31 protein-coding genes are annotated in these 26,886 nt (G+C 74.5%); 15 read left to right on the top strand and 16 right to left on the bottom strand.

What is annotated here, in order from left to right; translation table 11 throughout:
* The 13 genes from HWY08_RS21080 to purB all read left to right on the top strand — a co-directional run.
* The coding region (locus HWY08_RS21080; RefSeq protein WP_308469077.1) for a transketolase C-terminal domain-containing protein at positions 1-270 on the top strand (270 nt) is incomplete at its 5' end.
* Position 271: 1 nt separating this feature from the next.
* Positions 272-1,018 (top strand): TlyA family RNA methyltransferase, encoded by a 747-nt coding sequence (locus tag HWY08_RS21075; RefSeq protein ID WP_176068970.1) that lies wholly within the window; start codon positions 272-274, stop codon positions 1,016-1,018.
* A gap of 153 nt (positions 1,019-1,171) precedes the next feature.
* Positions 1,172-1,678, top strand: a complete 507-nt coding sequence (rimP, locus tag HWY08_RS21070; protein ID WP_176068968.1) for a ribosome maturation factor RimP — start codon at positions 1,172-1,174, stop codon at positions 1,676-1,678.
* A gap of 5 nt (positions 1,679-1,683) precedes the next feature.
* Positions 1,684-3,354, top strand: a complete 1,671-nt coding sequence (gene nusA / locus HWY08_RS21065; RefSeq protein ID WP_176068966.1) for a transcription termination factor NusA — start codon at positions 1,684-1,686, stop codon at positions 3,352-3,354.
* A 4-nt stretch (positions 3,355-3,358) separates the two neighbouring features.
* Positions 3,359-3,622 carry a YlxR family protein gene (locus tag HWY08_RS21060; RefSeq protein ID WP_176068963.1) on the top strand — a complete coding sequence of 88 codons (264 nt, stop codon included), beginning with the start codon at positions 3,359-3,361 and terminating at the stop codon, positions 3,620-3,622.
* An 11-nt stretch (positions 3,623-3,633) separates the two neighbouring features.
* Positions 3,634-6,414, top strand: coding sequence for a translation initiation factor IF-2 (infB, locus tag HWY08_RS21055; protein WP_176068962.1), 2,781 nt, complete (start codon positions 3,634-3,636; stop codon positions 6,412-6,414).
* 60 nt (positions 6,415-6,474) lie between these two features.
* The gene (locus HWY08_RS21050) at positions 6,475-6,858 is read left to right on the top strand and encodes a DUF503 domain-containing protein (RefSeq protein ID WP_176068960.1); all 384 of its coding nucleotides are present in this window, start codon (positions 6,475-6,477) and stop codon (positions 6,856-6,858) included.
* Positions 6,855-7,217 (top strand): 30S ribosome-binding factor RbfA, encoded by a 363-nt coding sequence (gene rbfA / locus HWY08_RS21045; protein WP_176068957.1) that lies wholly within the window; start codon positions 6,855-6,857, stop codon positions 7,215-7,217. The genes HWY08_RS21050 and rbfA overlap by 4 nt, the downstream gene beginning before the upstream one ends.
* 35 nt (positions 7,218-7,252) lie before the next feature.
* The gene (gene truB / locus HWY08_RS21040) at positions 7,253-8,161 is read left to right on the top strand and encodes a tRNA pseudouridine(55) synthase TruB (RefSeq protein ID WP_176068955.1); all 909 of its coding nucleotides are present in this window, start codon (positions 7,253-7,255) and stop codon (positions 8,159-8,161) included.
* A 109-nt stretch (positions 8,162-8,270) separates the two neighbouring features.
* Positions 8,271-8,540, top strand: a complete 270-nt coding sequence (gene rpsO / locus HWY08_RS21035; RefSeq protein WP_176068974.1) for a 30S ribosomal protein S15 — start codon at positions 8,271-8,273, stop codon at positions 8,538-8,540.
* Positions 8,541-8,788: 248 nt separating this feature from the next.
* Positions 8,789-10,948 (top strand): polyribonucleotide nucleotidyltransferase, encoded by a 2,160-nt coding sequence (gene pnp, locus HWY08_RS21030; RefSeq protein WP_176068953.1) that lies wholly within the window; start codon positions 8,789-8,791, stop codon positions 10,946-10,948.
* The gene (gene dut, locus HWY08_RS21025; protein ID WP_209005202.1) at positions 10,945-11,394 is read left to right on the top strand and encodes a dUTP diphosphatase; all 450 of its coding nucleotides are present in this window, start codon (positions 10,945-10,947) and stop codon (positions 11,392-11,394) included. Before pnp ends, dut begins: the two co-directional genes overlap by 4 nt.
* A 16-nt stretch (positions 11,395-11,410) precedes the next feature.
* Entirely contained in the window at positions 11,411-12,727 is a 1,317-nt protein-coding gene (gene purB / locus HWY08_RS21020; RefSeq protein ID WP_176068949.1) for an adenylosuccinate lyase, read from the top strand.
* 10 nt (positions 12,728-12,737) lie between these two features.
* Here the strand turns inward: purB and HWY08_RS21015 are convergent, their stop codons facing one another.
* Positions 12,738-13,697: a phosphoribosylaminoimidazolesuccinocarboxamide synthase gene (locus HWY08_RS21015; protein ID WP_176068947.1), complete on the bottom strand. Its 960-nt coding sequence runs from the start codon at positions 13,695-13,697 to the stop codon at positions 12,738-12,740.
* Positions 13,698-13,784: 87 nt separating this feature from the next.
* On the opposite strand from HWY08_RS21015, the gene HWY08_RS21010 reads away from it, so the two are divergent.
* Positions 13,785-14,540: an RNA methyltransferase gene (locus HWY08_RS21010; RefSeq protein ID WP_235969740.1), complete on the top strand. Its 756-nt coding sequence runs from the start codon at positions 13,785-13,787 to the stop codon at positions 14,538-14,540.
* A 32-nt stretch (positions 14,541-14,572) separates the two neighbouring features.
* Here HWY08_RS21010 and HWY08_RS21005 read toward each other — a convergent pair whose 3' ends face one another.
* From HWY08_RS21005 to HWY08_RS20940, 14 genes are all read right to left on the bottom strand, one after another.
* Positions 14,573-14,893 (bottom strand): hypothetical protein, encoded by a 321-nt coding sequence (locus HWY08_RS21005; RefSeq protein ID WP_176068943.1) that lies wholly within the window; start codon positions 14,891-14,893, stop codon positions 14,573-14,575.
* Between the two features lie 103 nt (positions 14,894-14,996).
* Complete coding sequence (locus HWY08_RS21000; RefSeq protein WP_176068941.1) at positions 14,997-16,121, bottom strand: S1C family serine protease; 1,125 nt, start codon at positions 16,119-16,121, stop codon at positions 14,997-14,999.
* 69 nt (positions 16,122-16,190) lie between these two features.
* Positions 16,191-16,511 (bottom strand): hypothetical protein, encoded by a 321-nt coding sequence (locus tag HWY08_RS20995; protein ID WP_176068939.1) that lies wholly within the window; start codon positions 16,509-16,511, stop codon positions 16,191-16,193.
* A 66-nt stretch (positions 16,512-16,577) separates the two neighbouring features.
* Positions 16,578-17,147, bottom strand: coding sequence for an RNA polymerase sigma factor (locus HWY08_RS20990; RefSeq protein WP_235969739.1), 570 nt, complete (start codon positions 17,145-17,147; stop codon positions 16,578-16,580).
* Positions 17,148-17,194: 47 nt separating this feature from the next.
* On the bottom strand, positions 17,195-17,830 hold the full coding sequence (locus HWY08_RS20985) for an HAD family hydrolase (protein ID WP_176068935.1): 636 nt from the start codon (positions 17,828-17,830) through the stop codon (positions 17,195-17,197).
* A complete protein-coding gene (locus HWY08_RS20980; RefSeq protein ID WP_176068933.1) occupies positions 17,827-19,383 on the bottom strand; it encodes an OmpA family protein in 1,557 nt (518 codons plus the stop codon). Before HWY08_RS20980 ends, HWY08_RS20985 begins: the two co-directional genes overlap by 4 nt.
* A 15-nt stretch (positions 19,384-19,398) precedes the next feature.
* Positions 19,399-20,361, bottom strand: coding sequence for an HD-GYP domain-containing protein (locus tag HWY08_RS20975; RefSeq protein ID WP_176068931.1), 963 nt, complete (start codon positions 20,359-20,361; stop codon positions 19,399-19,401).
* 5 nt (positions 20,362-20,366) lie between these two features.
* Positions 20,367-20,723, bottom strand: coding sequence for a response regulator (locus HWY08_RS20970; RefSeq protein WP_176068929.1), 357 nt, complete (start codon positions 20,721-20,723; stop codon positions 20,367-20,369).
* Between the two features lie 76 nt (positions 20,724-20,799).
* Positions 20,800-21,453, bottom strand: a complete 654-nt coding sequence (gene moaD / locus HWY08_RS20965) for a molybdopterin converting factor subunit 1 (RefSeq protein WP_176068927.1) — start codon at positions 21,451-21,453, stop codon at positions 20,800-20,802.
* 72 nt (positions 21,454-21,525) lie between these two features.
* On the bottom strand, positions 21,526-21,942 hold the full coding sequence (locus HWY08_RS20960; RefSeq protein ID WP_176068926.1) for a thiol reductase thioredoxin: 417 nt from the start codon (positions 21,940-21,942) through the stop codon (positions 21,526-21,528).
* Positions 21,943-22,042: 100 nt separating this feature from the next.
* The gene (rseP, locus tag HWY08_RS20955) at positions 22,043-23,107 is read right to left on the bottom strand and encodes an RIP metalloprotease RseP (RefSeq protein WP_176068924.1); all 1,065 of its coding nucleotides are present in this window, start codon (positions 23,105-23,107) and stop codon (positions 22,043-22,045) included.
* Positions 23,108-23,117: 10 nt separating this feature from the next.
* Positions 23,118-23,708 (bottom strand): AmmeMemoRadiSam system protein A, encoded by a 591-nt coding sequence (gene amrA, locus HWY08_RS20950; protein ID WP_235969738.1) that lies wholly within the window; start codon positions 23,706-23,708, stop codon positions 23,118-23,120.
* Entirely contained in the window at positions 23,705-24,127 is a 423-nt protein-coding gene (locus HWY08_RS20945) for an NUDIX domain-containing protein (protein ID WP_176068921.1), read from the bottom strand. Before HWY08_RS20945 ends, amrA begins: the two co-directional genes overlap by 4 nt.
* A 1-nt stretch (position 24,128) precedes the next feature.
* A complete protein-coding gene (locus HWY08_RS20940; protein WP_176068919.1) occupies positions 24,129-25,331 on the bottom strand; it encodes a Y4lR C-terminal helical domain-containing protein in 1,203 nt (400 codons plus the stop codon).
* Between the two features lie 182 nt (positions 25,332-25,513).
* Here HWY08_RS20940 and HWY08_RS20935 point away from each other — a divergent pair, with 182 nt between their 5' ends.
* Positions 25,514-25,918: a hypothetical protein gene (locus tag HWY08_RS20935; protein WP_176068917.1), complete on the top strand. Its 405-nt coding sequence runs from the start codon at positions 25,514-25,516 to the stop codon at positions 25,916-25,918.
* Positions 25,919-25,967: 49 nt separating this feature from the next.
* On the opposite strand, the gene HWY08_RS20930 is transcribed toward HWY08_RS20935, so the two are convergent.
* Entirely contained in the window at positions 25,968-26,885 is a 918-nt protein-coding gene (locus tag HWY08_RS20930; protein ID WP_176068915.1) for a DMT family transporter, read from the bottom strand.
* Position 26,886: the final 1 nt, after the last annotated feature.

Here is a 26,886-nt window from a genome sequence, read left to right as displayed (position 1 = left end):
CTCTTCTGCGAGCTGGCGGCCTCGGCGCGGCGGGTGGTCACGGTGGAGGAGGGGGCGCTCATGGGCGGCTTCGGCGCGGCCTGCCTGGAGGCGTTCGAGCGGGGCGGGGTGCTGCCGGGGCTCCAGGTGAAGCGGCTCGGGCTGCCGGACGCGTTCGTCACCCACGGCGACGCGGGCAAGCAGCGCGCCGAGCTCGGCTTCGACGCGGCCGGCATCGCCGCCGCCGCCCGCGAGCTCGTCGGCGACCGCGCCGCGCGCGGCGTGGCCTGAGGTGCGCAAGCAACGCATCGACCTCCTCCTGGTCGAGCAGGGGCTCGCCGCGTCCCGGACGCAGGCGCAGGCGCTCGTCATGGCGGGGGCGGTGGTGGCGGGCGAGCAGCGGGTCGACAAGCCGGGCCAGCTCGTCGACCCGGCGCTGCCCTTGCGGGTGAAGGACGACGCGGCGCCGCAGAAGTACGTCTCGCGGGGCGCGCTCAAGCTCGAGCGCGCGCTGGCGGAGTTCCCGGTCGATCCCCGCGGGAAGGTGTGCGCGGACCTCGGCGCCTCCACCGGCGGGTTCACGGATCTCCTCCTGCAGCGCGGCGCGGCCAAGGTGTTCGCGGTGGACGTGGGGTACGGGCAGCTCCACCCGCGCCTGCGCGGCGATCCCCGGGTGGTCGTCCGCGAGCGCGAGAACGCGCGCCACCTCGACGCCAGCTCCCTCGGCGGGCCGGTGGACCTCGTCACCGGCGACCTGTCGTTCATCTCGCTCCGGCTGGTGCTGCCGGCCGTGCGGGCGCTGCTCCGGCCGGGCGGCGCCGCGGTGCTGCTCGTGAAGCCGCAGTTCGAGGTGGGCAAGGGCGAGGTGGGGAAGGGGGGCGTGGTGCGCGACGACGCCCAGCGCCGGGAGGCGCTCGAGCAGGTGAAGGCGGCGGCCCGCGCGCTCGGGTTCGAGGTCACCGGCGAGGCCGAGTCGCCCATCGAAGGGCCGGCCGGGAACCGCGAGTGGCTGCTCGGGCTCGCGCTCGGGGGAGGGTAGGCCGCCCCTCGCCAGGCGCCCCCGCGCCCGCCCCGCCGACCTTGACCCAACCCAGGCGTTCTGCTACCTACACCGCTCGACATTTTCGACCCCGGCCCCGCCGGGACCCGAAAGTGGGCAGCGTGAGCGCCCACTTTTTCGTTTTTCTGGAACATGACCGCCATTGGCTCAGAGTCCGTCGCCGACCAGGCCCGCCGCCTGCTCGAGCCCGTCATCGCGCGCGAGGGCTTCGAGCTCGTCGAGGTGGAGTGGGGGCGCGAGGGGTCGAGCTGGGTGCTGCGGCTGTTCGTGGACCGGCCGGGCGGCGTCACCATCGACCACTGCCAGGAGCTGTCGCGCACCATCGAGCCCATCCTCGACGTCGAGGACTTCATCGAGCCGGCCTACGCGCTCGAGGTGAGCTCGCCCGGCCTCGACCGGCCGCTCCGGAAGCCCGCCGACTTCGAGCGCTTCGCCGGGCAGCGGGTGCAGGTGAAGACGTACGGCCCCATCGACACGCCGGCGGGGCCCCGCAAGAACTGGTCCGGCACGCTCAAGGGATTCAAGGACGGCGCCGTCGAGCTCGACGTGGACGGGACGGTGCACCGCATCCCGCACGACCGCATCGCCAAGGCGCACCTCGAGTACGACTTCGAGGCCGACCTGAAGAGGAAGGAGTAGTAGCCATGCAGCAGACCGTGAACCTGAACCTCATCCTCGACCAGGTGGCGAAGGACAAGGGCATCGAGCGCGCGACGCTCGTGGCCATCCTCGAGGAGGCCATCGCCATGGCCGCCAAGAAGCACTTCGGGATCGAGCGCAACCTCAAGGCGCACTACGACGACGAGAAGGGGCAGATCGACCTGTTCCAGGTGCTCACGATCGTCGCCGACCCCACGCCGGAGGCGCCGCTCCCTGACCCCACCAACATGATCCCGCTCGCGGTCGCGAACGAGAAGGGGATCGAGGTGGAGGTCGGCGACGAGCTCGACTTCCCCATCTACTACCGCCCCGAGGACGAGGTGGAGGCGAAGGCGCAGGACGAGCAGTGGGGCGACCTCCTCAAGCTCAAGACCTTCCGCCGCTCCTTCGGCCGCATCGCCGCCCAGACGGCGAAGCAGGTCATGATCCAGGGCACGCGCAACGCCGAGCGCGAGAACGTCTTCAACGAGTACAAGGACCGCAAGGGCGAGGTCATCACCGGCATCGTCCGGCGCTTCGAGCGCGGCAACGTCATCGTCGACCTCGGCCGGGCCGAGGCGGTGTTGCCGGTCCGCGAGCAGGTGCCGCGCGAGAGCTACCGCGCCGGCGACCGCATCCAGGCGTTCGTGCTCGACGTGCTGCGCGAGTCGAAGGGGCCGCAGATCATCCTGTCCCGCGCCTCGGTGGAGCTGCTCAAGCGGCTCTTCGAGATGGAGGTGCCGGAGATCGCCGAGGGCGTGGTGGTGATCGAGGCCGCCGCCCGCGAGCCGGGCGGGCGCGCCAAGATCGCGGTCAGCTCGCGCGACTCGGACGTCGACCCGGTCGGCGCCTGCGTCGGCATGAAGGGCAGCCGCGTGCAGGCGGTGGTCCAGGAGCTGCGCGGCGAGAAGATCGACATCGTGCCGTGGAACGACGATCCGGCCCGCTTCGTCTGCAACGCGCTGGCGCCGGCCGAGGTCTCGCGCGTCCTCATGGACGAGCAGAACCGGGCCATGGAGATCATCGTCCCCGACGATCAGCTCTCGCTCGCCATCGGGCGGCGCGGGCAGAACGTCCGGCTCGCGTCCCAGCTCACGAGCTGGAAGCTCGACATCAACAGCGAGTCGCGCGTGAAGGAGATGCGCGAGTTCGCCACCCAGAGCTTCAACGCCATCGAGATCCCCGAGAACCTGCAGGAGATGCTCTACTCCCACGGGTTCCGGAAGGCGCAGGACCTCGCCAACGCCTCCCCCGAGATGCTGACGCAGTTCCCGGGCTTCACGATGGACATGATCCCGGACCTGCAGAAGCGCGCCCGCGAGCAGGCGGTGGTGGACACCGAGGAGGAGATCCGGCTCGAGCAGGAGCGGGAGGCCGCCCGCCTGGCCGAGGCGCGCCGCCACCCCGACGAGCTCTCGCAGGACGAGCGGCTCGCCCGCGTGCGCGGCGTCGGCGAGAAGACCATCGACCAGCTCAAGCGCGCCGGGTACACCACCGTCGAGGCGATCCACAACGAGGCCGACGTCATGAAGCTCGGCGAGTCGACCGACCTCGGGGTCAAGAAGGCGCGCCAGATCAAGCACGCGGTGGGCGTCTACCTCGAGGAGGAGGCGAAGCTGCGCACGGAGCTGAACGCCGAGCGGGCGGCGGCCGGCACCGGGGGGAGTCCGGTCTAGCAGGATGCCGGAGCCGATTCGCACCTGCGTCGGCTGCGGCGTCCGGGCGCCGCAGCGCGAGCTGGTGAGGCTCCGGCTGGTGGAGGGGCGGGTGGAGGTCGACCGGCGGCGGTCCGGAGGGCGGGGCGCCTGGCTGCACGCCGACCGCGGGTGCCTGGAGCGGGCGGAGAAGCGCAGGGCCTTCGCCCGGGTCTTCAGGCGCGCCGGGGCGACCCCGGCGGCCGAGCTGCTCCGTGATGTGTTGACGGGAAGTGCCCGTAAGGATTAGGAGTGCCAGCAATGTCGAAGAAGCGGGTCCACGAGCTCGGCAAAGAGCTCAGAGAGCATGGGATCGAGCTCTCGAACACCGAGCTCGTCGATAAGCTCCACGCGCTGGGCTACACCGACGTGAAGAGCCACAGCTCGTCGCTCGAGGACGACCAGGCGGCCACTGCGCTGGAGAAGATCTTGGGCGAGAGGAAGCCGAAGCCGGCCCCCGTGAAGCCGACAGGCCCGGGGTTCGTCGTCCGCAAGCGGGCCCACGTCGAGCCGCCTCCTCCGCCCCCCGTGCAGGCGGCGCCGCCGCCGCCCGAGCCGGCGCCCGTCGAGCCTGCCGCCGAGCCGCTGGAGGCCCAGCAGGCGGAGCCGGTGGCCGCGCCCGCGCCGAGCGAGGCGCCGCTCGCCGCCTCGGCCGAGTCGCAGCCGGCCGCCGCCGCCCAGGCCGCCGAGCCGTCCCCGGCCGCGCCGCCCGCCGCGCCCCCACTCGCCGCCAGCCCGGCCGCCGGCGCCCCGCCGGCCCCCGCCGCGGGCGCGCCTGCGGCCTCGCCCGCGCCGTCGCCCTCCGCTCCACCCGCCGCCGCGCCCGCGTCCCGGCCGTCCGGCCCTCCCGCGTCGGCGCCGATGCCGATGGCGGCCGCGCCCCAGGCGCCGGCGCGGCCGGCGATCGACCCGCGCACGCTCCGCCCGACCTCCACCCAGGCGGTGGTCATCTCGCGGCCGACCGTCCCGGTCCGCCGCGTGACGCCTCCTTCGTCCTCCCGCCAGAGCTTCCCGGCGGCGCCGGGCCCGCGCGCGCTGGGCGAGGTCCGCGAGCTCAAGGTCGTCCCCGGGATGCTCGGGCGCGAGCGCGAGTTCATCGACGTCTCGAAGGACAAGAACAAGCGCGGGCGCGGGACCGGCCGCCCGGCCGACGAGGCGGCGAAGTCGCTCACCGGCAAGGAGCTGCTGGCGGCCGCCATCAACGACCGGTCGTACATCCCGATCCGCGGCAAGAAGAAGCGAGCCACCAAGAAGGGGGCGAAGACGCAGATCACCGAGAAGGCCGAGCACAAGAAGATCATCCGGGTCGAGGAGTCCATCTCGGTCTCGAACCTCTCCCAGCTCATGGGCGTCAAGGCGTCGGACCTCATCAGGAAGCTGATGCAGGCCGGCAAGATGGCGACCATCAACCAGCTCATCGACGCGGACACCGCCGCCTTCCTGGCGAGCGAGTTCGGCTACACCGTCGAGAAGAAGGGCTTCGAGGTCGAGGAGTACATCCCGGAGGTGGAGGAGGACGAGGCGAAGCTCGTCACCCGGCCGCCCGTGGTCACCGTCATGGGCCACGTCGACCACGGCAAGACCTCGCTGCTCGACGCTATCCGCCAGGCCGACGTGGCCGCCGGCGAGGCGGGCGGCATCACCCAGCACATCGGCGCCTACTCGGTGCAGACGTCGAAGGGTCCCATCACCTTCCTCGACACGCCGGGCCACGAGGCCTTCACCGCCATGCGCCAGCGCGGCGCGCAGGTGACGGACCTGGTCGTGCTGGTGGTGGCCGCCGACGACGGCGTCATGCCGCAGACGATCGAGTCGATCAAGCAGGCGAAGGCCGCGAAGGTCACGATCCTCGTCGCCATCAACAAGATCGACAAGCCGGGCGCGACGCCCGAGCGCGTCATGCAGCAGCTCAACGAGTACGAGCTCGTGCCCGAGCAGTGGGGCGGCACGACCATCATGCTGCCCGTCTCGGCCCGCACCAAGCAGGGCATCCCGGAGCTGCTCGAGTACATCGCGCTGCAGGCCGAGGTGCTGGAGCTCAAGGCGAACCCGGAGAAGCTCGCCAAGGGCGTCGTCATCGAGGCCAAGCTGGAGAAGGGCCGCGGCCCGGTCGCCACCGTGCTGGTGCAGGAGGGCACGCTCCGCACCGGCGACGCCCTGGTCACCGGCGCCGAGTACGGCCGCGTCCGCGCCATGATGAACGAGCGCGGCGAGCAGGTGAAGGCGGTCTCCCCGGGCTATCCGGTCGAGGTGCTCGGCCTCTCGGGCGTCCCCACCGCCGGCGACGAGTTCGACGTGGTGGAGGACGAGAAGGCCGCCAAGGAGGTCGCCGAGCACCGCGCCGAGAAGGCGCGCCAGAAGGAGCTCGGGTCGGTCAAGAAGGCGACCCTCGAGGACCTCTTCGCCAAGGCCAAGACCGGCGGGCAGAAGGAGCTCAACGTCGTCGTCAAGGCGGACGTGCAGGGCTCGGCCGAGGCGGTCTCGACGGCGCTGCAGCGGCTCGCCACCAAGAAGGTGGGGGTGAAGGTCCTCACCTCGGGCGTGGGCGTCATCACCGAGTCCGACGTGCTCACCGCCGCCGCCGGCAAGGCCATCATCGTCGGCTTCAACACGAAGCCCGAGACGAAGGTCGATCAGATCGCGAGCCAGCAGGGCGTCACCATCAAGCTCTTCTCCATCATCTACGAGGCGGTCGACGCCGTCCGCGAGGACATGGTCGGGCTGCTCGAGCCCATCATCAAGGAGAAGCCGCTCGGCAAGGCCGAGGTGCGCCAGGTCTTCAACATCACCCGCGTCGGCGTCATCGCCGGCTCGGCCGTGACCGAGGGCGTCATCCGCCGCAACGCCATGTGCCGCGTGGTGCGCGACCGCAAGGTCGTCCACACCGGCAAGATCGGCTCGCTGAAGCGCCTCAAGGACGACGTCCGCGAGGTGGCGCAGGGGCTCGAGTGCGGCATCGGCGTGGACGGCTTCGAGGCCTTCAAGCCGGGCGACGTCGTCGAGGCCTACGAGCAGGAGTCGATCCGCCCCTCGCTGGATTAGCGCGGCGCGGGCGGTTAGCTTTCGAGGGGCGGCTGGCACGCACCGGCCGCCCCTCTCCTCATGTTCGTCGGCGTCCTCAGACTCACCCTCCACCTGCCCGAGCCGGGGTCGCTCAAGTCGAAGCGGCACCTGCTCCGCTCCGCCCTCGACCGGGTGAAGGCGAAGTTCAACGTCTCGATCGCCGAGGTGGCGGAGAACGATCTCTGGCAGCGCAGCGTGGTCGGCGTCTGCGCCGTCGGCAACGACCACGCGTTCGTGAACGAGGCGCTCGACAAGGTGGCCGACTTCGTGGGCTCGATGCACGGCGGCCAGCTGCAGGTGCTCGACCGCGTCATCGCCATCGAGACCTTCCCCGACGGCCTGGGCGAGGGCGGCGAGAGCGGGCGGACGCTGGCGGACGTCCAGGGTTGGGAAGACGACGCTCAGAAGGAGGAGGACCCATGAGCACGCACGATCGCGCCGCCCGGGTGGCGCACGAGTTCCAGCGCGAGCTGGGGGCGCTGCTGGCGCGCGGCCTCAAGGACCCGCGCATCACCGGCTTCATCACCGTCACCGGCGCCAAGATGCCGCCGGACCTGAAGGACATCACCGTCTACGTCTCCATCCATGGGGACGACGCGACGCGCGAGCAGACGCTGGAGGGCCTGCGCGCGGCGGCCGGGTACCTGCAGCGCGAGGTGGGGCGCCAGCTCCGCCTCCGCTACACGCCGCACCTGCGCTTCGCCTACGACGGCAGCGTGGCCGAGGGCGACAAGATCGAGCGGCTGCTCAAGTCCATCCACGACGGGGAGAAGTCGTCGTAGGCCGGGGGCGCGTCCCCCGCCGCGACCGCCTGCGCATGCCCGCTCCCTCCGGCCTCCTCGTCGTCGACAAGCCCGCCGGCCCCACCTCCTTCGACGTGGTGGCGCGGGTGCGGCGGCTCCTCCGCGCCGAGAAGGCCGGGCACACCGGCACGCTCGACCCGCTCGCCACCGGCGTCCTGGCGGTGTGCCTGGGCGAGGCGGTGAAGCTGCAGCAGTGGCTCACCGACGGCGACAAGGGGTACGAGGCGCTGGTCGCCTTCGGCGCGGCCACCTCCACCGAGGACGCGGAGGGCGAGGTCGTCGCGCGCGGCGACCCGGCGGCGCTGGACGAGGGCGCGATCCGCGCCGCCCTGCCGCGCTTCCTGGGCGAGATCGACCAGGTGCCGCCCATGTACTCCGCGGTGCGCGTGGGCGGGCGCCGGCTCCACGAGGCGGCGCGGGCCGGGGAGGCGGTGGAGCGCGCCCCGCGCCGGGTGCGCGTCGACGCGTTCGACCTCCTCGCGCTCGGGCCGGTCGAGGGCGGGCTGCGCCGGGCGCGCCTCGCCGTCCGGTGCGGGAAGGGGACCTACGTGCGCACCCTGGCCGCCGACCTGGGGGTGGCGCTCGGCGTGCCGGCCCACCTGGCCGCGCTGCGCCGCGTCGCGGCGGGCCCCTTCACCCTCGACGACGCGATCCCGCTGGCGGAGCTGGAGCGGCTCCACGCGGCCGACCCGGCGGCGGCCGCCGCCCGGGTCCTGCCGCTCGAGGCGGCGCTCCGGGGCTGGCCCACCGTCCAGCTCTCGGCGGGGGAGGCGCGTGACCTCGGCCACGGCAAGCAGCTCGCCCTGCCGGCGGCGCCCGCCGGGTTGTGCGGCGCGCTCACCCCGGCGGGCGCCCTCCTGGCGGTGTGCGTGGGCCAGGGGGGGGTGCTCCGGCCGGTCCGCGTGCTCGCCGCCATCCGTTGACGGCTCCTCGGGAATCCACTATCACACCCCCTCCACCCGTCTACGGTCGCCCGTGGCGCACGCCTTCGCCCCCGCGGCGGTGACGGAATCGACGACAGGAGCAGCAACTATGGCGCTGTTGCAGGACAAGAAGACCGAGCTCGTCTCCAAGTACCGGCGGCACGACAAGGACACGGGCTCGCCCGAGGTCCAGGTGGCGATCCTCAGCGAGCGCATCACCTACCTCACCGAGCACTTCAAGACGCACAAGAAGGACCACCACTCGCGCCGCGGGCTCCTCAAGCTCGTCGGCCAGCGCCGCCGGCTGCTCGACTACCTCAGGACGGTCGACCAGAACCGGTACAAGACGCTCATCGACCAGCTCGGCATCCGGAAGTAACCGGAGCCACGGCGCCTCGGCCCCTCGGGGCCGGGGCGCTCGCGCTTCGGCGGCAGTGAACGCAGCACCCGCGACGGCGGGTCCCGGGGTGCTTCCGTTTCCGACTGGACGGCTCCTGCTTCGAGCAGGAGCGGCCCCGTCAGGAACCGAAGCTCCTCGGCCCGCAAGCTGAAGTCAGCGCCGGCGCGGGCCACGAACGCCGCGGTCGCCCTCGGGGCGGCCGCGCGGCTCTCAGGAGGAGCTCCAGAATGACTCCCATCCAGCAGCGAGTGCAGTGCGGCGGCAAGGAGATCTTGCTCGAGACGGGCAAGATCGCGAAGCAGGCGGACGGCGCGGTGTGGGTCCGCATGGGCGACTCGATCGTCCTCGTGACGGTCGTCTCGGCCAAGGAGAAGAAGGAGGGGATCGACTTCTTCCCCCTCACCGTCGACTACCAGGAGAAGCTCTTCGCGGCCGGCAAGGTGCCCGGCAGCTTCTTCCGCCGCGAGGGCCGGCCGACCGAGAAGGAGACGCTCGTCTCCCGCATCGTCGACCGCTCCTGCCGCCCGCTCTTCCCCGAGGGCTACTCGAACGAGACGCAGATCATCGCCAGCGTCGTCTCCTTCGACCAGGAGAACGACACCGACGTCCTGGCGCTGACCGGCGCCTCGACCGCGCTGCAGATCTCGGACGTCCCGTTCAACGGCCCCATCGCCGGCGTGCGCGTGGCGCGCGTGGGCGGGCAGCTGGTCGCGAACCCGACGCTCGCGCAGCGGGCCTCGGCGGACCTCGACATCGTGATGGCCGCCTCGGCGGACGCCATCGTGATGGTGGAGGGCGGCGCGCAGGAGGTCTCCGAGGCGGTCATGATCGACGCCCTGCTCTTCGGGCAGGCGGCGGTGCAGGACCTCCTGAAGGCCCAGCAGCGGCTGGCCGAGGCCAAGGGCGCGAAGGCGAAGCGCGCCTTCGAGCCGCCCAAGAACGACGTCGAGCTGCGCGCGAAGGTGCGCTCGCTCACCTGGGAGAAGGTCCGCGAGGCTTACGGCCGCAACGAGAAGCACGATCGCTACGGCCGGCTCTCGGAGATCAAGAAGGAGCTCCTCGAGGCCCTCAAGGCGGAGGCCAGCGGCGACGCGGCGAAGCTCGCGACCCTCGCGCTCCGCGAGAAGGAGATCAAGGGCTACTACGAGGACGTCAAGTACGAGTACATGCGGAAGATGATCACCGACGAGCGGCGCCGCATCGGCGGCCGCGGCGAGCGTGACATCCGCAAGATCACCTGCGAGGTGGGGCTGCTGCCCCGCGTCCACGGCTCCGCCCTCTTCACCCGCGGCGAGACGCAGGCGCTGGTGGCGACCACCCTCGGCACCGCCGAGGACGAGCAGCGGGTCGAGCAGCTCACCGGCATGATCTTCAAGAAGTTCATGCTGCACTACAACTTCCCGCCCTTCAGCGTGGGCGAGGTGAAGTTCCTCCGCAGCCCGGGCCGCCGCGAGATCGGCCACGGGGCGCTCGCCGAGCGCGCGCTGCGGCACGTCATGCCGGCCGAGGACAAGTTCCCGTACACGGTCCGCATCGTCTCCGACATCATGGAGTCGAACGGCTCCTCCTCGATGGCCTCCGTCTGCGGCGGCTGCCTCTCGCTCATGGACGCCGGCGTGCCCATCAAGGCGCCGGTGGCCGGCATCGCGATGGGCCTCATCAAGGAGGGCGAGAAGATCGCCATCCTCTCCGACATCCTCGGGGACGAGGACCACCTCGGCGACATGGACTTCAAGGTGTGCGGCACCGAGGCCGGCATCACCTCGATCCAGATGGACATCAAGATCGGCGGCGTGACCCGGGAGATCCTCGAGCGGGCCCTGTCGCAGGCGGCCGAGGGGCGCAAGCACATCCTGGGCGAGATGCTGAAGTCGATCCAGGCGCCGCGCGCCGACGTCAGCGCCTACGCGCCGCGCATCACCACCATCAAGATCCGCCCCGAGCGCATCAAGGACGTCATCGGGCCCGGCGGCAAGGTGATCAAGGAGATCACCGCCCAGACCGGCTGCGCCATCAACATCGAGGACGACGGCTCCATCTCCATCGCCAGCTCCGACCAGGAGCGGGTGGCCGCCGCCATCAAGCGCATCCGCGACCTGACGCAGGAGGCGGAGGTGGGGAAGACCTACCTCGGCACCGTGCGGAAGATCGCCGAGTTCGGCGCGTTCGTGGAGATCTTCCCCGGCACCGACGGCCTCATCCACATCTCGGAGCTCTCCGACAAGCGGGTGAAGAGCGTCTCCGACGTCCTCTCCGAGGGCGAGGAGGTGCTGGTGAAGGTCATCTCCGTCGACCGGGCGGGCAAGATCCGGCTCTCGCGCAAGGAGGCCCTGGCCGACGCGGCCAAGAAGGCCGAGGGCGCGGGCGGCGGGTCGACCCAGGCCTGAGCGTGGCGCCGGTGCTCAAGCTGCGGCGGGTCGCGCACCGCGGCCCGCCGCTCGAGCTGCCGGGGTACCACAGCGCCGGCGCGGCCGGGCTCGACCTGCGCGCCGACGAGGCGTGCACGCTCGCGCCCGGCGAGCGCCGGCTGGTCCCCACCGGCCTGGCGCTCGAGCTGCCGCCGGGCCACGAGGGCCAGGTGCGGCCGCGCTCGGGGCTCGCGCTCAAGCACGGCATCGGGATGGTGAACGCGCCCGGCACCGTGGACCAGGACTACCGGGGCGAGGTGGGGGTCCTCCTCGTCAACCTGGGCCAGCTGCCGTTCGAGGTGAAGCGCGGCGAGCGCATCGCCCAGCTGGTGGTGGCGCCCGTGGTCCAGGTGCAGGTGGAGCTCGCCGAGGAGCTGTCCGACACGGGCCGCGGCGCCGGCGGGTTCGGCTCCACCGGCCGATAGCAGAGGGGCTGTCGCCATGATTCCTCGCTACACGCGCCCCGAGATGGCGCGCATCTGGTCCCCCGAGCGGCGCTACCGCATCTGGCTCGACGTCGAGCTGGCGGCCTGCGAGGCGATGGTGCGCCTGGGGCAGGTCCCGGCCGAGGACTACGGCCAGCTCGAGCGGACCTTCGCCCGCTACGAGCTCACCCCGGCCGACGTGGCGCGCATCGACGAGATCGAGCGCACCACCAAGCACGACGTCATCGCCTTCCTCACCTTCCTGGAGGAGCGGGGCGGTCTGCCGGCGCGGCACCTGCACAAGGGGATGACCTCCTCGGACGTGCTCGACACCACCCTGGCGGTGCAGCTCTCCGAGGCGACGGTGCTGGTGCTGGCCGGCGTCGATCGCGTCCGGGCGGCGCTCAAGAAGCGCGCCTTCGAGCACAAGACCACCGCCATGATGGGCCGCAGCCACGGCATCCACGCCGAGCCCATCACCTTCGGGCTCAAGCTGGCCGGCTGGTGGGACGCGTGGGGCCGCCGCCGCGAGGCCATCGAGCGCGCTGGCCGCACGGTGGCGGTGGGCAAGATCTCGGGGGCGGTCGGCACGTTCGCGAACGTCGATCCCCGCGTCGAGGCGTTCGTGATGGAGAAGCTGGGCCTCGCCGGCGCGGAGGGCGCGGCGACCCAGATCGTGAACCGGGACCGCCACGCCGAGCTGTTCTGCGCCTTCGCGGTGGCGGCCGGCACGCTCGAGCAGCAGGCCACCGAGGTCCGGCACCTGCAGCGCACCGAGGTGCGCGAGGCGGAGGAGCCCTTCACGGCCGGGCAGAAGGGGTCCTCGGCCATGCCGCACAAGCGCAACCCCATCCTCTCCGAGAACCTGACCGGCCTGGCCCGCCTCATCCGCTCCTACGCGCTGGCCTCGCTGGAGGACGTGGCGCTCTGGCACGAGCGCGACATCAGCCACTCCTCGGTGGAGCGCGTCATCGGCCCCGACGCCACCCTGGCCCTCGACTTCGGGCTGAACCGCTTCGCCGGCATGATGGAGGGGCTGCGCGTCTACCCGGAGCGCATGCTGCAGAACCTCGAGCTCACCGGCGGCCTCCAGGAGGCGCAGCGGGTGCTGCTGGCGCTGGTGGGCAAGGGCGTCCCGCGCCAGGAGGCGTACGTCTACGTCCAGCGGAACGCGATGAAGGTCTGGGAGGAGAAGGTCGACTTCCGGACCGCGCTGGAGCGCGATCCGGACGTGTCGCGGATCCTGACCGGCGGCGAGATCGGGGCCTGCTTCGCGCTCGACTACCACCTGAAGCACGTGGACACGATCTTCGCCCGCGTGTTCGGCGCGTAGCCGGGCGGCGCTACAGGTAGCCCTTCGCCTTCAGGTTCTTCTCGATCCGCGCCGCGACGCTGCCCACCTGCGACTCGAACGCGGTCCCGGTGAGGCGCTCGAAGGCCTCGATGTACTTCTGGGCGAGCATGACCCGCACGTCGTCGCTGAGCGGCGGCGGCTGGCCGTGGCCGGAGAAGCCGTGCTCCTTGATGAGCCACTGGCGGATGTTCTCCTTGTCGAGCATCTCCTGCTCGGCGCCGCGCGCGAACCGCTCCTCGTACCCCTCCGCCACCCAGTAGCGCGAGCTGTCCGGCGTGTGGATCTCGTCGATGACGACGAGCTTGCCGTCGGCGAGCCCCATCTCGTACTTCGTGTCGACGAGGATGAGGCCGCGGCTGGCGGCCCACTCCTGGCCGCGCTGGAAGAGGCGGTGCGCGATGGCGGTCGCCTCGCGCCAGACCTCGGGCGCCACCAGGCCCTGCTTCAGGATCTCCGCCTCGCTGATGGGCTCGTCGTGCTTGCCGTACTCGGCCTTGGTGGAGGGGGTGATGATGGGCTGGTCGAAGCGCTGGTCCTTCTTGAGCCCCTTCGGCCAGGCGATGCCGTAGGCGCCCGCCTTGCCCGCCTGGTAGTCGCGCCAGAGCGAGCCGGTGATGTAGCCCCGGATGACGATCTCGACCGGCAGCGCCTTGGCCCGCTTCACCACCATCACGCTCGGATCCGGCGCGTCGATGAGGTGGGTGGGCGCGAGGTCCTTCACCTTGTCGAACCAGAACAGGGTGAGCCGCGACAGCACCTCCCCCTTGAACGGGATGGTGCCGAGCACGTGGTCGAAGGCGGACACGCGATCGGTCGTGATCATGACGATGCGGTCGCCGCGGGAGTAGTTGTCGCGCACCTTCCCGCGGTAGAGCTCGCCCAGCCCGGGGAGGTCGAGCTGCCGCAGGGTGGACGGGAGCTGCGCGCGGATGGAGGACTCGGGGATCATGGGCGCCTCGTGTAGCATCCCCGCGCCGGCGGGGAGCGGGCCGATTGTAGCGAGGGACGCGATTTGAATCTCGACAACGTTTCGTTCGTGCTGCACCGCCCGTCCTCGGCCGAGAACATCGGCGCCGTGGCCCGCGCCATGAAGAACTTCGGGCTCTCCCGGCTCGCCATCGTGGCGCCGCCCTCCTGGACCGGCCTGCCCCGGGGCGGGGGCCCCCTCGGCGCCCGGGAGGAGGTGCTCCTGCGGGCGCGCAAGACCGCGCGGCGGGCCGCCGACGTGCTGGAGGGCGCCGCCATCCACGCCGACGCGCGGGCCGCGCTCGCGGGCGCCACGTGGACCTGCGGCACCACCTCGCGGACGGTGGAGGGGCGGGCGCCCATCTCGCCCCGCGCCCTGGCGGCGGAGGTGGCCGCCCGCAGCGCGCGCGGTCCGGTCGCGATCCTGTTCGGGGAGGAGCGGCGCGGGCTGTCCGACGCCGAGCTGGAGCTCTGCCAGGCGGCCTGCACCATCCCGACGCTCGCGGCCTACGACTCGATGAACCTGGCCATGGCCGCGGCGGTGCTCGCGTACGAGCTCAGGCTCGCCTCGCCCGGGCTAGGCGCGGCGGGGGAGGACGCGGCGGAGCCGGTCGAGCGGCGCCCGGCCCAGCACGCGACGGTGGAGGCGCTCTGGGCGCGCCTCGGGAGCGTGCTCGGGGCGGCGGGGTACCTGAACCCGCAGAACCCCGAGCACATCCTGGCCGAGTGGCGCCGCCTGCTCGCGCGCGCGGAGCCGACGCAGCGCGAGATCGAGCTGCTCCTCGCGGCGGCGAGGGCGCTCGAGCGAAAGCTGAAGCTGGGGTGAGCGGCACGGCGGGGGACGAGCCCCGCGCTCGCTCAGCTCGCGGCCGGGGCTTCGGCCGCGGGGGCGGCGGAGAGCTTGGCGCTCTTCCGGCTCGCCTTCCAGGCGTCGAAGTGCTCCTGGCACAGGCCGTGGGCGGCGACCTTCTTCTTGCAGGCTTCCTTGCCGCAGGTCTCGTAGCGCGGCGCGCCGAGGCCGGGCTTCTTCTCGAGCTCCCCGCGGCGCCACTTCTTGTAGTGGAAGAAGCAGAGCCCCTTCGCGCGGTAGCCGCGCTTGCAGCCCTCGATCTGGCAGCTCTTCTTGCCGCCACCCTTGGGCGCCGGCGCCGTCTTCTTGGTCTTCGCAGTCTCGGCCATGGCTCTCTCGAAAAGGCGACCGCGCCCGGAGAACGGGCGCGGGGGTCGCTAGATAACCCGACCTCGGCGAGGAGCGCAAGCCGTGCGTGCGCCGGGGGGCCGGCTACTCGTCGAGCGCGCCCGAGGCCGACCCCGTCCCGGTGACCGCGCCGTCCTCGGCGGCGTCCGGCAGCGGCCCCAGCTCGACGTGCAGCGAGCGCTCGTCGGGGCCCCGGCGGACCTGCAGCGCCACGCTGCGCCCCACGCCGGCGGTGGCGACGTACCAGCGCAGGCGGGCAGCGGTGGCCACGCTGCGCCCCTCGAACCCGGTGATGACGTCCCCGACCTTCAGGCCGCTCGCGGCCGCCGGCCCGCCGGTCACGACCCCGGTCACCACCACCTCGCGCGGGCGCGCGGCGCGGCCCGCCGCCGGCCGGAGCTCGCGCACCGAGACCCCGAGCCAGCTCCGCACCACCCGGCCGTGGTCGCGGAGCTGCGCCAGGATCTCCTTCGCCATGTTGATGGGGACGGCGAACCCGATGCCCTGGCCGCTCGCGTTGATGGCGGTCGCGATGCCGACCACCTCGCCCCGCAGGTTGAGCAGCGGCCCGCCCGAGTTGCCCGGGTTGATCGACGCGTCGGTCTGGATGAAGTCGTAGTAGCCGTCACGTCCCGAGGGGACGACGTCGGAGCGGCCGGTGTGGCTCACGATCCCGACGGTGACGGTGTGGGCCAGGCCGAAGGGGTTGCCCACCACCATCAGCCACTCCGCGATCTGGAGCCGATCCGAGTCGCCCAGGGGCAGCGCGGGGAGCGCCCGCCCGGCCGACACCTCGACGAGCGCCACGTCGCTGGCGGGGTCCTTCCCCACCACGCGCCCGGGGAGCCGCTCCCCGTCCTCGCCCACCTCGACCTCGACGCGCGCGGCGCCCTCGACCACGTGGGCGTTGGTGAGGATGAGGCCCGAGGGGTCGATGACGAAGCCGCTGGCGAGCCCCCGGCGCGGGGCGTCGCCGCGGAAGTGGTCGAAGACGTCCTTGAGCGGATCGCCGGGCGCGGGGTCGCGCTCGCCCTGGACCGTCACGATGCCGACCACCGCCGGCAGCGCCGCCTGGGCCAGCCGCGTCAGCTCGGGCAGCGCGCGGCCCGCGACCTCCGGCGGAGGAGCGGGCGGGGCGGCGGCCGTGCGCCCGGCGAGGAGGAGAGCCGCCGCAGCCGCCGTGAACCCGATGCCGCCCGGACGCCGCATCTCCCGCACCCCCGCCGCTCAAGGTGAGCGCGGCCGCGGGCGTCCACAAGGCGCGGGACCTGGCTGGCGCTACCGCGCCGCCCGCTCGGCGACGACGCGGTCGAGGGCGGCGCGGTCCGCCTCGGTGTGGTGCTCGGTGGGCACCGCGGGCCGCGCCGCGCGCGCCACCGGCCGGGAGGCCCGGGGGGGCCTCGGCCGCGCCGCCGGGCGCGGCGGCTCCGGCGCGAGCCCCATCGCCACCTTCGCCTCCGCCAGGGAGCGGTCGGCGAAGGTCGAGGCGTCCGGCGCGGCGCGCCAGCGATCGAGGACCGTGCGCCCGCGCACCGGGACGAAGGCGGCGGCCGCCGCGAGCGCGGCGCACAGGAAGAGCCCGAAGAGCACCCTCAGCATGCCGCGAGCGTGCCACCGCCCGCGGGCGCCGGCCAGTTTTCGGAAAGCGCGGCCGCCCGGGCGCGGTCAGTCCATCAGCCCCTCGTCGCGCGCGGCCCTCCCCAGCTTCTCCTTGAGCCGCTCGAACCGCTTGCGCAGGGCGGCCTCGCTCGGCGCGGGGCGCCCGTCCTCGGCCAGCACCAGCGCCACCTCGCGCCACGGCAGGTCGCGGTCGACCCGCAGGATGAGCAGCGTCTGCTCCTCGGGGGCGAGCCGCGCGCGCAGCGCGGACATGCGGTCGGCGCGCCGCGCCTCGTCGCCGAGGGTGGTGAGGACCTCGGCCGCGAGCGCCGACGCCTCGCGCGTCTCCAGGCGGCGCCCGCGCTGCCGGTAGGGGTCGCGCGCCCAGCGGGCGCTGGCGTGCCAGGCGATGCGGTAGGCCCAGCCGCGCAGGGAGGCGTCGCCGCGGAACCCGGGCAGCCCCTTCCACAGGTCCTCGGCGAACTGCGCGAACACCTCCCGCGCGTCCCCGTCGTTCCGGAGCAGGGAGACGAGGTAGGCGAGCACCTGCGGGCCGAGCTCGCGGAGGGCGAGCGCGGTCGCGTCCCGGGCCCGGCCTTCGGCCACCAGCGCCTGCACGCGCGCCTCGAGGGTCATGGCGGGGGGCATGGTAGCGAGGGCGGCCGGGCCGGCGCGAGCGGCTTTCACGCGGCTCCGAGCGCCGCCGCCAGCTCCGCCGCGCTGCGGGCCGGCGAGGGCGCCCCGGCGGCCGCGAGGCGCTCCGGCGCCACGAGCCCCCAGCCCACCGCCACGAAGCGCAGCGGGACGGCGCGGGCCAGGGCGAGGTCGACCAGGCTGTCCCCCACCAGCACCGCCTCCGCCGGCGCGACGCCCCGGCGCGCGAGCAGGGCGCGCGTCCCCTCGGGCGACGGCTTGCGCGGCGCCTCGTCGCCGCCCAGCACCTCGACGAACCGCTCCGCCACCCCGAGCCCCTCCAGGATCCGGCGCGCGAGCCGCCCGGGCTTGTTGGTGTGCACGGCCAGCGGGAAGGGGAGCGCGGCCAGGAGCTCGCGCAGCCCGGGGTAGAGCACCGTGTGGTCGAGGAGGTGCACCTGGTAGTGCTCCCACCAGGCGGCGAGCGCCGCCTCGCGCAGCTCGACCCGGGGCGCCACCGCGCGCTCCACCAGCAGCGCCGCGCCCTCGCCGACGAAGCTCGACACCTCCTCCAGCGAGCGCTCGGGGAGCCCGAGCGCCCGCAGCGCGTGGTTCACCGCCAGGCAGAGGTCGAGCCGGGAGTCGACCAGGGTGCCGTCGAGGTCGAAGACCGCGAGGCGGATCACGGGCCCCGCCTCTCGCGCTCGCCGTCGGGCTGGGCCGCGCCGGGCGCGCCCGCCTCGAGGATGGTGAACTCGACGCGGCGGTTCTTGGCTCGGCCCAGCGCGGTCGCGTTGGAGGCGAGCGGCCGCTCGAACCCGAACCCCTGGGAGCCGAGGCGGCCCGCGGCGACGCCCCGCTCGACGAGCGCGCGCACGACCGCGCGCGCCCGGCGGGCCGAGAGGTCCTGGTTGTAGGCGCGGCCGCCCACGTTGTCGGTGTGGCCGTCCACACGCACGCGGCGCAGCTCGGGGTGCGCCAGCAGCGCGCGGGCCACCTCGTCGAGGATGGGGAAGGACTCGCGCCGGAGCGTGTCCCGGCCGGTCTCGAAGGTGATGGCGTCGCGGAGCGCGATCCGGCTGCGCTCGACCTCGACCTCGACCAGCGGGGCGCCGGCGGCCGGCGGGCAGCCGTCGCTCTGGGCCGGGCCCGGCTGGTCGGGGCAGCGATCGTCGAGGTCGGGCACGCCGTCGCCGTCGCGGTCCGGGCAGCCCTCCAGCTCGGCCGGGCCGGGCTGGTCGGGGCAGCGATCCTCCGCGTCGGGCACGCCGTCGCCGTCCCGGTCGCCCGGGCGGCCGGCGCCTTCGCGCTCCGCGGCGGCGAGGCGCTCCCAGCGCAGCCCGGCGAAGACCCGGAACGACTCGCGCCCGTAGCCGGCGTCGCCGAACCAGGCGAGGCCGGTGCCGGCGCCGACGTCGACCGCGAAGTCGCGCCAGACCCGGGCGCGCACGCCGGCGCGGACCGAGAGCGGCGCCCGGGCGCGGTCGCTCGACAGGTCGAGCGCGCGCGGGAGCTGGCCGGAGAGGTCCGCCACCGCGCGCCACGAGGTGAGCCGCCCGAGCGGCGGCAGCGCCGTGGAGGCGCCGAGCCCGTAGGTGATCCCGTCGCTCGCCACGAGCTGCAGGTACTGCCCGCTCTTGCGGAACAGGTAGCCCACCGAGGCGTCGAGCCTGACCGGGCCCAGGGCGCGGCCCGCCAGGAGCTGCGGGTTCACCGCGAGGCCGTCGGAGAGGAAGGCGCGGCCGTCGCCGGTCGGGAGCCGGAGGTCGACCAGCGCCGCCAGGTCGAGCGGCAGGACGCGGGGCAGCGGCGCCTTGGCGAGCAGCCGCAGGTCGCCGAAGGCGGTGGCCGCGATCGGATCGACGAGTGGCCCGGTCACGCCGCGGGAGGTGAGCAGGTCGAGGTGGGAGCGCTGCCAGGCGGCGAAGGGCAGGTCGGCCCCGAGCTCGACGGCGCCCAGCGACCAGCTCCCGAGCGCGTGCAGCGCGACGCGATCGGCGAGCAGATCCCCGAGCCGCGCGTCGCCCTGCTTGGCGGCGAGCAGGCCGTGGACCCAGTCCACGAGCAGCTCGGCGTGCGCGGCGCCGGCCGGCGCGGGGGCGGCGGTCTCGACGGCGAAGGCGCCGTCGGCCAGCGCGGCCGGGCGGGAGGGGTCCGCGTCGAAGCCGCGGCGCGTGGGGTCGTCGGCGCGCGCGCTGGCGGCGGCGGCGAGGGCGGCGAGCAGGGCCAGTCGGCGCATGAGCGCGACTGTAGATCACACGTGGGCGGTGGCAAGCGCCGCGTCGCGCGCCGCCCCCGCCCGCCTTTGCACGACGCGTACGAGCGCGTCGCACACCGCCGGGTCGATCTGGCTGCCGCGCAGCCGCTCCAGCACCGCCACCGCCGCCGCGCCGGGCAGCGCCTGCTGGTAGGGGCGGACGGAGGTGCAGGCGTCGAAGGTGTCCACCGCGTTCACGATGCGCGCGACGAGCGGGATGGCCTCGCCGGCCAGGCGGTCGGGGTAGCCGCCGCCGTCCCACCGCTCGTGGTGGTTGCGCACCGCCGGCGCCGCCGCCTCGAGGAACGCCACGCCGCGCAGGATCTCCGCGCCGATGGCCGGGTGCGCGCGCATCAGCTCCTGCTCCGCGGGCGCCAGCTGGCCGGCCTTGTGGAGGATGGCCTCCGGGATCCCGATCTTCCCCACGTCGTGGAGGAGCCCGCCGTAGGCGAGCGCCTTCAGCGCGGGCTCGTCGAGACGGAGCTCCCGGCCCACCTCGACCGCCAGCTCCGCCACCCGGTCGCTGTGGCCGCGCGTCGAGGGGTCCTTGGCGTCGATGGCGGAGGCGAGGCTGCGCAGCGTGGCGAGGTACCCCGCCTCCAGCGCGGCGATGAGCGCCCGGTTCTCGCGGTCGTAGCTCGCGAGCTCGCGCGACATGTGGTTGAAGGTGTACGCGAGCTCGCCGATCTCGTTGCGGACGGTGACCGTCACCTGGCGGCCGAAGCGCCCGCGCGCGATGTCGAGGGCGCCGCGCACGCACTCCGAGACCGGGCGCGCCAGCCGCCGCGCGAACCAGGCGGAGAGCGGGAGCGCCACCGCCAGCGCGGCCGCGAGCCCGAGCGCCGCCGCCCGGAGGGTGACCGTCGCGTGCGCCTCGCGCAGCAGGACGAAGCCCAGCACGACCGACGGCACCACCGCGGCCGCCAGCATGAGCAGGAGGGTCGAGCGGAAGAGCCGCATCCGGGTCAGGGGCGGGTCGCCCGCTCGAGGGCCCTGGCGATGTCGCGCCGCCGGAAGGGCTTCTCCAGGATGATCGCGGGCGACTGGACGTCCTCCAGCTCGCGGATCGAGCTGTCGCTGATGGCCGTCAGCAGCACCACCGGCATCGCGAGCCCCCGCTCGCGCATCGCCTTGAGCGCGTCGAGGCCCGACAGCTTCGGCATGAGGAAGTCGAGGATGGCCGCGTCCGGCTGCTCGCGCACGGCCAGCTCGACGGCCTCGGCGCCGTTGGCCGCGGCCACCACCGCGTGGCCGAGGTCGACCAGCATGTCGCCCAGGAGCGCCCGGATGGTCTGATCGTCGTCGGCGATGAGGACCTTCATCCCACGCTCCCCGCGGTGCGCCCGGAGGATAGCACCCCCGCCCCGCGAAGCCCGGGCGTGGGTGCGGCCCATTCGCTCAAGGTCCGAGGCCCACCCACACGCTGCCGTCCGAGAACACCTCGCGCTTCCAGATCGGCACCTCGTGCTTGAGCCGCTCGATGGCGGCCTCGCAGGCCCGGAACGCCGGGGTGCGGTGCGGCGCGGCGCAGGCGATGACCACCGCCGCCTCGCCCGGCCCGAGGTGGCCGACCCGGTGGACGATGGCGACCGCGGCGCCGTGCTCCCGCTCGACCTCGTCCGCCACCCGCTGCAGCGTCCGCTCCGCCATGGGCAGGTAGGCCTCGTACTCGAGCCGCACCACCGGGCGGCCCTGCGTCTCGCCCCGCACGTCGCCCTCGAAGGTCACCACCGCGCCGCGGCCGGGGCCGCGGACCGCCTCCACCGCCTCGTCGAGCGCGAGCGGACGCTCCACCACCCGGCAGCGCGGCGCTCCGCCCGACACCGGCGGGATGACCGCGACCTCGGCGCCGTCCGGCACCGGCTCGGCATCGGACGCCATCTCCTGATTGACGGCCAGCCGGCAGCGCGGCAGGACGCGCGCGAGCGCCGGATGGCGCGCCGTGAGCGCCCGGCGCAGGTCGGCGACGGTGCCCGCGGGGAGGTCCAGCGCCTCGCGAGCCAGCCCGGCGGCCTCACGCGCGCCGGCGAAGTAGAGGACGGTCAGGGGCACGCCGCACTCCTTAACACGCCTTCGGCGCCGCCGCCCCGGGTCGGGGGCGCGGCGAGGCCACCTCGCGGCGCCTCACGCCCGGGTGGCCTGCGCCACCCAGCGCGACACCTGGCCGGCCGCCTCCGGCGCCGTCGGCGCGAACCGGGCCACCTCGGCCCCCCGCGCGAAGAGCACCACCGTCGGCGCCTGGCGGACGCGGTACGCCGCCGTGGCCGCCGGCTCGCCCGCCGTGTCCACGCGCAGGCACACCAGCTCGCCCGCGCGCGCGCTCGCCACCTCGGCCAGGCAGGAGGCGCGCGCGCCCGGCGCCGCGAAGTCGACCAGGACCGGGGCCGGAGAGGAGGCGATGAGCGTCACCAGGGCCGCCGCGTCGACGTGCTGGGGCGCGCCGCTCGTGTCGAGGGCCGCGCGGCAGCGCTCGCACCGCGCCCCGGCGCCGGCGGCGCTCCGGTTCACCGCGCCGCAGGCGGCGCAGCGGTAGATGCCCATCGGCGGATCCCCCCGCGAGGAGACGACCCCGGAAGGATACCACGCGGCCGCGCGGAGGGATCACCCCTGGTGCGATCGAGGGTGGGTTACTGTAAGTCAATTACCGGAAGATCCGCGCCAGGTCGCCGAACACCGTCACCGCCAGCAGGAGCCCGAACAACGCCACGAAGCCGGCGAGGTGGACCACGTTCTCGACGCGCTGGTTCACGCGCCGCCGCGTGACGATCTCGTAGACCAGGAACACCAGCCGGCCCCCGTCGAGCGCTGGCAAGGGGAGCAGGTTGAAGAGCCCGAGCGCGATGGAGATGAACCAGACGATGCTGATGAAGGGGGCGGCGCCGGCGCGGGCGCTCTTCGCCATCTCCTGGGCGATGCCCACCGGCCCGCGCAGCTCGGCGCGCTGGCGGCCGGTCACCATCTGACCCAGGCCGGCCAGGATCTCGCCCGCCCGCTCGTTGGTGACCCGCAGGCCGCCCGCGACGGCCTCGGCCGGAGAGGCCCGCGTGACCCGGGCCGCCTGGCCGATGCCGAGCCGCCCGGCGCCGCCCTTGTCCTCCGGGGTCGCGACGAGCTCCACCGTCGCGCCGCCGCGCTCCACGGAGAGCCGCGCCTCGCGGCCGGGGTGCGCCACCACCTCCTCCACCAGCGCCTTCCAGGTCTCGATCGATCGGCCGTCCACCGAGCGCACGCGGTCGCCGGCCTGGAGCCCCGCGCGCGCGGCGGCGCCGCCGGCCACGATCTCGCCGATCACCGGGGCCGGGTCCGGCTCGCGGAAGCCGAGGCTGGCGAGCATCGCGGCCGCCAGGAGCACCGCGAACAGGTAGTTCATGGCCGGCCCGGCCAGGATGACGAGGAACCGCCGCCAGGCGGGCTGGTTCGCGTACGCGGCTCGGTCGTCCGGCGCGATCTCCTCGCCCGGGCCCATCCCCGCGATCTTGACGTAGCCGCCGAACGGCACCGCCGAGAGCGCCCACTCGGTCTCGCCCTGGCGCCGCCTGAGGAGCACCGGCCCGAAGCCGACGCTGAAGCGCTCGACGCGCATGCGGCAGAGCCGCGCGGCGGCGAAGTGCCCCAGCTCGTGGATGATGACGAGCGCGCCGAAGGCGACGACGACCAGCAGCGCCACCACCGCGAAGCTCGCGGACGCACCGAAGACGTGAGCCATCCGAACCCCTTCACATGCCCGGCCGGGCGGGGTCAAGCCGCTCGGGCCCGACCTCCTCGGCCGCGAAGAGCTCGACCTTGGCCTGCGGATCGCGCCAGGCGCCCGGCGGGAGGCCCGCCTTGAGGCAGGTCCGCTCGAGGAAGGTCTTCGCGTCCCAGCCCTCCTCCACCGCCACCTGCGGCAGGAGCGCGCCGCGGTGCCAGCCGAGCTCGACCACCACGCCGTCGCGCCCGAGCGCCAGCTCGGACGGATCGCGCATCGGCCGGCGCGGCGCCACGATCGACACGTGCAGGTCGAGGTCGTCGAGCTCCTCGGGCCGGAGCGGCGGGAAGCGCGGGTCCTCGGTGGCGGCGCCGGCCGCCAGGGCCGCGACCGTCGCGGCCAGCGAGCCCCGCGGGGCGAACGAGCCGAGGCAGCCGCGCAGCTCGCCGCGCACCCGCAGCGTCACGAAGGCGCCGCCGGGCGCCGCCAGGGGACCCTCGGCGGGGAGCGCCGGCGCTCCGCCCAGCCCGAGGCGCGCCCGCACGGCGGCGCGCGCCACCCCGAGCAGCGCGGCGCGCTCGACCGGCCCCAGCGGCGCCGCGGCCGCGGGCGCGCTCACAGCCGCCTCCGCGCGCCGGTGAGCAGGTAGCGCCGGGCGTCCGCCAGGATCTCGGCGTGGTCGAAGGCGAGCGGCGCCGGGAGCGCGCTCCAGGCGAACGCCTCGGCGCGGAGCGCGTCGTCGCCGCCCTTCGGCGCGCCGGCCGCGCGCCCCAGGAAGACGGTGCTGATGGTGTGGTGGCGCGGATCGCGGCGCGGGTCGGAGTAGGTGTGGAGCTGCTCGACCAGGGTGACCTCGAGCCCGGTCTCCTCGCGCGCCTCCCGCACCGCGGCCGCCGCCAGCGCCTCGCCCTCGTCGACGAAGCCCCCGGGCAGCGCCCATCCGGCGGGCGGGTTCCTGCGCTCCACGAGCACGACGCGCCCGTCGGGGAGGAGGATGACGACGTCGACGGTGGGCTTGGGGTTCCGGTGGTCGGGCATGTCAGGGCGGGACGATGAGCGAGCCGGGGCCGGCGGCGCCGGGCGCGGGCGTGGGCTGGGGCGGCCGCGGGGCGGCGCTGCCGGGCGGGAAGGCCTTCTCGACGAGCAGCCGCGCGAACGGGATGCGGTCGGGCGGGGCGCCGCCGCGCAGCGCGCGGGCGGCGGCCGCCGCCAGGCCGGCGTGCACCGGGTCGCCGGCGCGCTGCAGGTGGTCGGCCACCGCGAAGAGGCGCGAGGACCAGCGCGCGCGCCGGGGCGGGTCGAAGAGCGCGGCCACCGCCTCGGCCAGCGCGCTCGCCGCGGCGTCGGCGCGCTGCCGCTCGTCGAGGTAGAGCGCCGAGACGGCGATCTCGTCGAGCTTGCGCGCGAGGCTGCGCAGCGCCTCCTCGTCGGCGAGCCAGCCGCGCAGGAGCGGGAGCTCGTGGAGCCGGCCCGAGGCCTCGACCGCGGCCCGCTCCTCCTCCTCGGGCAGCGCGGGGAACCGCTCGGCCGGGTCGGGCGGGAGCTCCGCCGGCCCGAGCCGCGCCAGCCACGCGTCCGCCCCCGGGGGCGGCGGGTGCGCGACCGGGTCGTTGAGCCGGCGGGCCGCGGCGACGAGGCCCTTCGCCTGCTCCCGCTCGGTCTCCGCCACGCCCATGCTGCGCCCGCGCTCGACGATGTCCTTCGCGAACTGCCGGTACTCCTTGCGGCCGAGGAGCGCGAGGTGGAGCTCGACCAGCCCCTTCTCGTCGGAGAGGACGGCCTGCCCCACCTCGATGCCCTTGCCCGGCACCGCGCGGCCGATCCAGACCGCGCGCTCGCCGTGGCCGTCGACGGTGGAGGCGAAGCACGGCACCGGCGGCTCGACCGCCGGCGCGGGCGGCGGGGCCGCGGGGCGCGGCGCCTCCGGGACGGCGACGCCGCGCATCTTGAGGACGTAGAGGGCGCGCTTGCCCTCCTTGGCGAGGTCCTTGTGAGGGTGGGCGGCGGCCGCGGCCAGCACGTCGGCGCGCCCGGCGGTCGCGGCGGCGCGGAGGAGCGCCAGCGCGAGCGGCGGGGGGAGGCTCAGGATCTCCTCCGGCTTGGCCTTGCCGAGGCCGAGGGCGAGGCGCGCGGCGCGGCCCGCCTCGTCCCGGGGGACGCCCGCGCTGGCCGCGATCTCCTGCGTCTCCCGGTTCGGGTCGCGGAGCATCGCGAGCAGGGCGTCCGGATCGAGGTTTTGCATTCAGCGCGGAATCTACACGCCAACCTTCGGTGCCTCAACGGAATGGGCGCCGCGCGCGGCGCCCCCGGCGCCCCCGGCGCGCCCGGGCGTGACCCCGGGCGGGCTGGCAGACGCTTGACGGGTCCGGGAGCTCCTCCTAGGCTCGTCCACCTGATCGAGACCCTCTGCCGAAGGAGCACGCCATGACGAAGCGATTCCTGCTGAGCGCCGCGCTGGCCGCCGCGAGCGCGTTCGCGCTGACCGCCGGCACCCCCGCCTACGCCTGCGGCAAGGACTGCGACTGCGCCAAGAAGGCCGCCGCCGAGAAGGGCGCGAAGCCCCAGGCGACCCCCGACGCGGCGCCTGCGCCGAAGCCCGCCGCGGCGGCCCCGGAGAAGAAGGCCGAGGGGACCGTCAAGTGCGAGTGCACGAAGGGCGGCAAGGGCTGCACCTGCCCCAAGGGCCAGTGCAAGTGCGCGAACTGTGGCGCCCCCAAGTACTCGGCTGCCGAGCCCGAGAAGAAGGGCTGCGAGTGCGCGAAGGGGAAGGACTGCGCCTGCCCGAAGGGCGAGTGCAAGTGCCACCAGAAGGCGGCCAAGGCCGCCTGAGGGGCGCCACCTCGACGCAGCGCGGAGGGCCGGCTCGCGCCGGCCCTCTTCATTTGACGCGCGCGGCGAGGGCGATGGCGCCGAGGATGAGCGCGCCGCCGGCGAGCTGCAGCGGCGAGAGCGCCTCGCCGAGCGCGACCCAGGCGAGCGCCGCCGCGAGCACCGGCTCCAGCATCGCGAGCAGCATGGCGACGCTGCCGGGCAGCACCGCCAGGGCCGCCGCGTAGAGCGTGAACGGCAGGGCGCTCGCGAGCAGCGCCACGTACAGGAAGTACGGCACGTCGGCCGGCGGGATGCTGGCGAGCGCCTGCCACGGGGTGCGCACCGGCACGAAGACGAGCGAGCCGAGCGTGAGCCCGACCGCGAGGAGCGGGATGGCGCCCAGCCCGCCCCGGCGCAGCTCGCCCGCGGTGACCGTCGCGCTCGCGAACGCGAACGCCGCCCCGAGCCCCCAGGCCAGGCCGGCCGCCGGGACCCGGACCCCGCCGCCCGGCAGCACCAGGAGCGCCGAGCCGGCGCTGGCGGTCGCGAGCGCCGCCGCCACCAGCGGGGAGGGGAGGCGCCGCGCCCGGACCGCCTCGAAGGCGGCCACCAGGAGCGGCGCCGTGTACTGGAGGAAGATGGCGACCGCCACGCCGGCGGCGGCGATCGCCTGGAAGTAGGTGAGCTGGACGGCGGCCAGCAACAGCGCGTAGAGCGCCAGCGCGGGCAGCCGCCGCGGCGCGAACGCGCCGGGGGCCACGCCCCGCGCCAGCGCGAGCGGGACGAGCGCCAGCCCGCCCACCAGCATGCGGACCTGCACCAGGTGGCCCGGGTCGACGGCGCGCTGGAAGAGCGCGCGCGCCACCACCCCGTTCACGCCCCACAGCGCCGCCGCCGTCAGCACCTGGAGGACGGCGGCGGTGCGGCGGGCGGGCCGGGGCGAGCCGGCCGCCGGGGCCGCGACCGCCTTCGCCGCGCCCGCCACC

The sequence above is a fragment of the Anaeromyxobacter diazotrophicus genome, from assembly GCF_013340205.1.
Lineage (GTDB): Bacteria > Myxococcota > Myxococcia > Myxococcales > Anaeromyxobacteraceae > Anaeromyxobacter_A > Anaeromyxobacter_A diazotrophicus.
The sequence above is the reverse complement of the archived record's forward strand: the minus strand, read 5'-3'. Positions and strand labels throughout refer to the sequence as shown.

Coding starts and splice junctions, on each gene's coding strand:
- HWY08_RS20995 (WP_176068939.1), bottom strand. CDS start 16,511: ATGCTGAGGGTGCTCTTCGGGCTCTTCCTGTGCGCCGCGCTCGCGGCG.
- purB (WP_176068949.1), top strand. CDS start 11,411: ATGATTCCTCGCTACACGCGCCCCGAGATGGCGCGCATCTGGTCCCCC.
- HWY08_RS20935 (WP_176068917.1), top strand. CDS start 25,514: ATGACGAAGCGATTCCTGCTGAGCGCCGCGCTGGCCGCCGCGAGCGCG.
- nusA (WP_176068966.1), top strand. CDS start 1,684: ATGCAGCAGACCGTGAACCTGAACCTCATCCTCGACCAGGTGGCGAAG.
- HWY08_RS21050 (WP_176068960.1), top strand. CDS start 6,475: ATGTTCGTCGGCGTCCTCAGACTCACCCTCCACCTGCCCGAGCCGGGG.
- rpsO (WP_176068974.1), top strand. CDS start 8,271: ATGGCGCTGTTGCAGGACAAGAAGACCGAGCTCGTCTCCAAGTACCGG.
- HWY08_RS21060 (WP_176068963.1), top strand. CDS start 3,359: ATGCCGGAGCCGATTCGCACCTGCGTCGGCTGCGGCGTCCGGGCGCCG.
- HWY08_RS20970 (WP_176068929.1), bottom strand. CDS start 20,723: ATGAAGGTCCTCATCGCCGACGACGATCAGACCATCCGGGCGCTCCTG.
- HWY08_RS20940 (WP_176068919.1), bottom strand. CDS start 25,331: ATGCAAAACCTCGATCCGGACGCCCTGCTCGCGATGCTCCGCGACCCG.
- rbfA (WP_176068957.1), top strand. CDS start 6,855: ATGAGCACGCACGATCGCGCCGCCCGGGTGGCGCACGAGTTCCAGCGC.
- pnp (WP_176068953.1), top strand. CDS start 8,789: ATGACTCCCATCCAGCAGCGAGTGCAGTGCGGCGGCAAGGAGATCTTG.
- rseP (WP_176068924.1), bottom strand. CDS start 23,107: ATGGCTCACGTCTTCGGTGCGTCCGCGAGCTTCGCGGTGGTGGCGCTG.
- HWY08_RS20945 (WP_176068921.1), bottom strand. CDS start 24,127: ATGCCCGACCACCGGAACCCCAAGCCCACCGTCGACGTCGTCATCCTC.
- HWY08_RS21005 (WP_176068943.1), bottom strand. CDS start 14,893: ATGGCCGAGACTGCGAAGACCAAGAAGACGGCGCCGGCGCCCAAGGGT.
- HWY08_RS20975 (WP_176068931.1), bottom strand. CDS start 20,361: ATGCGGCTCTTCCGCTCGACCCTCCTGCTCATGCTGGCGGCCGCGGTG.
- rimP (WP_176068968.1), top strand. CDS start 1,172: ATGACCGCCATTGGCTCAGAGTCCGTCGCCGACCAGGCCCGCCGCCTG.
- infB (WP_176068962.1), top strand. CDS start 3,634: ATGTCGAAGAAGCGGGTCCACGAGCTCGGCAAAGAGCTCAGAGAGCAT.
- HWY08_RS20960 (WP_176068926.1), bottom strand. CDS start 21,942: ATGGGCATCTACCGCTGCGCCGCCTGCGGCGCGGTGAACCGGAGCGCC.
- HWY08_RS20990 (WP_235969739.1), bottom strand. CDS start 17,147: ATGACCCTCGAGGCGCGCGTGCAGGCGCTGGTGGCCGAAGGCCGGGCC.
- HWY08_RS21000 (WP_176068941.1), bottom strand. CDS start 16,121: ATGCGGCGTCCGGGCGGCATCGGGTTCACGGCGGCTGCGGCGGCTCTC.
- truB (WP_176068955.1), top strand. CDS start 7,253: ATGCCCGCTCCCTCCGGCCTCCTCGTCGTCGACAAGCCCGCCGGCCCC.
- HWY08_RS21015 (WP_176068947.1), bottom strand. CDS start 13,697: ATGATCCCCGAGTCCTCCATCCGCGCGCAGCTCCCGTCCACCCTGCGG.
- HWY08_RS20980 (WP_176068933.1), bottom strand. CDS start 19,383: ATGCGCCGACTGGCCCTGCTCGCCGCCCTCGCCGCCGCCGCCAGCGCG.